Raw genomic sequence first — 4872 nt, forward strand, 5'->3', positions numbered from 1 at the left:
CGCCTCGCTCAACCACGCGGCTCTCAACATCGCGAACGCGTTCGGGGCGTGGATCGGCGGCGTCGTCATCGCCGCCGGTTACGGCTACACGGCACCCGCCGCGGTGGGTGCGCTGCTCGCCGTCGCGGGCCTCGTGGTCCTCACCGTGGCCGTCGCGATGGAACGCCGCAGCGCCCGTTCGTCTCGGTAGCCGCGCTGTCGTACGCGTCCGCTACGGTGCTTGCCGTGCCACACATCATCACCACCGTCAATGTCAACGGAGTCCGCGCGGCCGCCCGCAAGGGGCTCACCGAGTGGATGGAGCGCACGGAGGCCGACGTCGTCTGCCTGCAGGAGACGCGGGCGTCGGACGAGCAGCTCGCGGAGACCCTCGCGCCGGCCCTGGAGGGCGGATGGAACCTGGCGTCCGCGGAACCGTCGTCGAAGGGGCGCAACGGCGTCGCGATCCTGTCCCGGAAGCCGGCCGACGCCGTCCGCGTCGGCCACGGTGACGAGGAGTTCGCGGCCGCGGGCCGCTACATCGAGGCGGACTTCGACGACCTGACCGTGGCGAGTCTGTACCTGCCCTCGGGGGAGGCCCAGACACCCCGGCAGGAGGAGAAGGAGCGGTTCATGGACTCCTTCGCCCGGCACCTCACCGCCACCGCCGAGGCCGCCGTCGCGGCCGGCAGGCACGTCGTGGTCTGCGGCGACTGGAACATCGCCCACACCGAACTCGACCTGAAGAACTGGAAGACCAACAAGAAGAACTCCGGGTTCCTGCCCCACGAGCGGGAATGGTTGTCCGCGCTGCTCGCCGAGGACGCGCACTGGTCCGACGTCGTGCGCCTGCTCGAACCGGACGTCGCCGGACCGTACTCGTGGTGGTCGTACCGCGGGAAGGCGTTCGACAACGACTCCGGCTGGCGCATCGACTACCAGATCGCCACCCGCGAATTGGCGGAGCGCGCCAAGCAGGCCGTCGTCGAGCGCGCCGAAACCTACGACCAGCGGTGGTCCGATCACGCGCCGGTCACCGTCCAGTACCGGTGACGGACGGTATCTGATTCGTCTCGTCCCGGCACACGTGAAAAGATCAATACTCATGTCGACCCCTGCAGCTCAGAAACCCACCGCGAAACCGCGGGTGCTCTCCGGCATCCAGCCCACCGCCGACTCGTTCCACCTCGGCAATTTCCTGGGTGCTCTGCAGCAGTGGGTGCCTCTGCAGGACGACTTCGACGCGTTCTACTTCATCCCCGACCTGCACGCGATCACGGTGGCGCAGGACCCGAAGGAGCTGCGCCGCCGCACGAAGATCGCGGCGGCACAGTTGCTGGCGCTGGGCATCGACCCCGACCGCGCCACGCTGTTCGTCCAGAGCCAGGTCCCTGAGCACGCGCAGCTGGCGTGGGTTCTCAACTGCATCACCGGTTTCGGTGAGGCCAGTCGCATGACGCAGTTCAAAGACAAGTCGTCGAAGCAGGGCAGTGAGAACGCGAGCGTCGGACTGTTCACGTATCCGGTGCTGATGGCCGCCGACATCCTGCTGTACCGCCCGCAGCGGGTTCCCGTCGGCGAGGACCAGCGTCAGCACCTCGAACTGGCCCGCGACCTCGCCCAACGGTTCAACACCCGGTTCGGGAAGGCGTTCGTCATTCCCGAGGCCCAGATCATCAAGGGCACAGCCAAGATCTACGACCTGCAGGATCCGACGTCGAAGATGAGCAAATCCGGTCCGAGCCCGGCCGGCCTGATCAACCTGCTCGACGATCCCAAGGTGTCGGCGAAGAAGATCAAGTCCGCGGTCACCGACAACGAGCGGGAGATCCGGTACGACCCGCAGGCCAAGCCCGGTGTGAGCAACCTGCTCACCATCCAGTCGGCCCTGTCCGGGACCCCCGTGGAGACGTTGGTCGCCGGATACGAGGGGAAGGGCTACGGCGACCTGAAAACCGATACGGCCGACGTTCTCGCCGAATTCGTGACACCGTTGAAAGCGAAAGTGGAGGGGTACCTCTCGGACGAGGCGGAACTCGACCGTGTCATCGCGGCCGGTGCCCACCGGGCCCGTGAAGTGTCGTCGCAGACGTTGGCGGCCGTGTACGAGAAGGTAGGGTTCCTGACACCGAAGGGATAGCACTGTGGCTGACGAACCGAGTTTTCTCGACAAGCAGCGGGCAGCGCGCCCCTGGTTCGACCATCTGATGCGGGCCGCTCAGCGGTACCAGAATCAGAAGGGTGACTACTACGCGGCGGGTATCACGTATTTCAGTGTGCTCGCACTGATTCCGATCCTGATGGTCGCGTTCGCCATCGCCGGTTTCGTGCTCGCAGGGCAGCCGGAGTTGCTGCAGGAACTGCAGGACGGCATCACGAAGAACGTGCCCGGAAGTCTCGGTGACACGCTCAACACCATCATCGATTCGGCCATCGCGTCCCGCGCCAGCGTGGGTGTCCTCGGTCTGCTCGGTGCCGCTTACGCCGGACTGGGATGGATGGCGAACCTGCGCGACGCGCTCACCGCGATGTGGGAGAGCCAGCGCGAATCGAAGGGATTCGTGCGCACCAAGCTCGGCGACGCGGGCGCTCTGCTCGGGCTGGGTCTGGCGATGATCGTCTCGATCGGATCGTCCGCGCTGAGCAGCGGTCCGGTGGCCCGCACGGTCGTCGAGTTGCTCAACCTCGACGACGTGACCGGCGTCGACGCCGGACTGCGCGCACTGTCGACCGTGCTCTCGCTGGTCGCGACGTGGGCGGTGTTCGCCTGGGTGATCGCCCGATTGCCCCGGGAGCCCGTGACGTTCCGCAGTGCGATCAAGGCGGCCCTGCTCGCGGCCGTGGTGTTCGAGATCTTCAAGCAGGTCGGTGCCATCTATCTCACCGCGGTCACCGCGGGTCCGGCAGGAGTGGCGTTCGGCCCGATCATCGGTCTGCTCGTGTTCATCTACCTGACCTGCCGGATGCTGCTCTTCTCGACGGCGTGGGCCGCGACCACCGAGGCCAGCATGGCGCTCGCGTTCGTGCCGCCGCCGGATCCGGCCGTCATCACGCCGCGGATCGAGGTCCACGAGGGTCCGGGTGTGCGTGGGGGACTCGCCCTGGTCGGTGTGGGGGCCCTCGCCGCGCTCGGGTTGTCCGGAGTGTTCACCCGCAACAAGCGCTGATCGGGGAGCGTCAGCGCCTGCGGGACAGCCGGCGTGCGCAGAGCACCAGCACGAGGACGACGGCCGCCCCGACGATCCCCACACCCGCCCGCAGGGCCAGTGTGTTGTCGGGGTGGTCGGAACCGGAGGCGACGACGGAACTCGTGGCGGCGGCCGAATCCTGTTGCGGCGGTGCGGCGAGCACCGCGGACGAGCCGTCCTCGGCCGGGTACAGGTCCTCCAGCGACCCCACCCTTGTGTCGCGGTCGAGGGCGAAACCGTAGTCCAGCAGTCGCGCCGCCTGTTCCCACGGGCGGATCGGCTGCGCCTCGGCTCCCATCAGCGTCACCATCAGGCGGCGGCCGTCGTGGTCGGCGCCGCCGACATACGTGTGGCGCGCATCGTCGGTGAATCCGGTCTTGCCGCCCAGCGCGCCCGGGTAGTTGTAGAGCAGTTGATTGTCGTTGGCGAGCGCGAACGGCGGCCGATCCTGGTCTTCCGGGATCGCGGGATCCTTCGGGAAGCCCGGGAACTGAACGGTTTCCGTGGAGATCAACTCCGCGAACGTCGGGTTCTTCATCGCGTTGTGGAAGATCAGCGCGAGGTCGAACGGCGAACTGCTCATGCCGGGACCGTCGAGTCCGGAAGGGGTCGCGGTCCTCGTGTCGTGAGCGCCGAGGGTGTCGGCGAGGCGGTTCATCTTCTCGACCGTCGCGGCGTCGCCGCCGAGTTGCCGGGCGAGGAGGTGGGCGGCGTCGTTCCCCGACGCCATCACGAGGCCCTGCATCAGCTGCCGGTTCGTGTACTGGCCGTTCTTGCCGATCCCGACCGCGCTGCCCTCCACCGCGGCGTCCTCGGCTGTGGCGGTCACGGTCTTGTCGAGATCCAGTTCGTCCAGCGCCACGAGCGCGAGCAGCATCTTGATGGTGCTGGCCGGGCGGTACCGGCCGTGCGGGTCCTTCGCCGCGAGCACGTCGCCGCTGTCGATGTCGGCCACCACCCAGCCGGACGCCGCGATGTCGGCGGGCAGCGCGGGGGCGCCGTCGGGGAGCGTCACTCCGCACTCGGCGAGTTTCGGCCCGCCCACCGGCTGGTCGGGCACGGACACGGCGGTCGGTGCCGGATCACCGGGCTGCGGCACCTCGGACAGGTCGATCGCGGGGGCCGGGGCCGACCGGTGCGGGCAGTCGTCGGTGTTGGGGGTGGTGAACGGTGCCGAGGTGGGGGAGGAGGGAACTGCGGGCGGGATCGCCCCGGCAGCGCTCACCGAGAGTCCGGCCAGCAGGGTTCCGGACACGACCGCGGTACACACTCGACGCCACATCATCGAAGAGGCAGCGTATGCGATGACCGGGCCGGTTCCGAAAACGGACGCGTGTCGACACGCATTCGTGACGTCCGCGCGCCGTCTCGTCGATCTCCAGCCCCTCCACGACCTGCCAGGTCCCGTCGACCGAGCGGACCGGGAACGAGCTCATGAGCCCCTCCGGCACCCCGTAGGCGCCGGGGAGGGCAGCGTCACCTCGACGTCGCGAAGGAGAGGGAAGGCGCTGTCGGCGAGCTCCATCGCGGTGCCTTCGGCCGCGGACACGGCGGACGGAATTTCCCAGAGCCGCAGTCGAATCGGGGTGTCGGGGCCGAGTATCGCCTCGGGAGCATCCGTTCTCGACACCAGCGCGGGGATCTCACCGTGGGACTGCTCGGACAGTGAGCTTGGACACGACGCAGGGCGCCCCCAGCCGAAGTG

General features: G+C 68.3%; 4 protein-coding genes and 3 pseudogenes. 4 read left to right on the plus strand and 3 right to left on the minus strand.

What is annotated here, in order from left to right; all coding sequences use genetic code 11:
• From ACFTZB_RS43000 to yhjD, 4 genes and pseudogenes are all read left to right on the plus strand, one after another.
• Positions 1-190, plus strand: a pseudogene (locus tag ACFTZB_RS43000) (MFS transporter); the annotation flags it as partial.
• Between the two features lie 35 nt (positions 191-225).
• A complete protein-coding gene (locus ACFTZB_RS43005; protein WP_378441676.1) occupies positions 226-1032 on the plus strand; it encodes an exodeoxyribonuclease III in 807 nt (268 codons plus the stop codon).
• 52 nt (positions 1033-1084) lie between these two features.
• Complete coding sequence (gene trpS, locus ACFTZB_RS43010; protein WP_087558392.1) at positions 1085-2119, plus strand: tryptophan--tRNA ligase; 1035 nt, start codon at positions 1085-1087, stop codon at positions 2117-2119.
• A 4-nt stretch (positions 2120-2123) separates the two neighbouring features.
• On the plus strand, positions 2124-3146 hold the full coding sequence (gene yhjD / locus ACFTZB_RS43015; RefSeq protein WP_378441678.1) for an inner membrane protein YhjD: 1023 nt from the start codon (positions 2124-2126) through the stop codon (positions 3144-3146).
• Between the two features lie 10 nt (positions 3147-3156).
• On the opposite strand, the gene ACFTZB_RS43020 is transcribed toward yhjD, so the two are convergent.
• The 3 genes and pseudogenes from ACFTZB_RS43020 to ACFTZB_RS43030 form a co-directional block, all read right to left on the minus strand.
• Positions 3157-4437 (minus strand): serine hydrolase, encoded by a 1281-nt coding sequence (locus ACFTZB_RS43020; protein WP_378441680.1) that lies wholly within the window; start codon positions 4435-4437, stop codon positions 3157-3159.
• 82 nt (positions 4438-4519) lie between these two features.
• Positions 4520-4633 (minus strand): annotated as a pseudogene (locus tag ACFTZB_RS43025) (malate dehydrogenase); the annotation flags it as partial.
• A gap of 11 nt (positions 4634-4644) precedes the next feature.
• Positions 4645-4809: pseudogene (locus tag ACFTZB_RS43030) on the minus strand (malate dehydrogenase); the annotation flags it as partial.
• Positions 4810-4872 lie beyond the last annotated feature (63 nt).

This window comes from Rhodococcus sp. NPDC057014 (genome assembly GCF_042673295.1).
Taxonomy (GTDB): domain Bacteria; phylum Actinomycetota; class Actinomycetes; order Mycobacteriales; family Mycobacteriaceae; genus Rhodococcus_F.

Bases quoted from the DNA above. Each gene is read 5' to 3' on its own strand.
- trpS (WP_087558392.1), top strand. From the start codon at position 1,085: ATGTCGACCCCTGCAGCTCAGAAACCCACCGCGAAACCGCGGGTGCTC.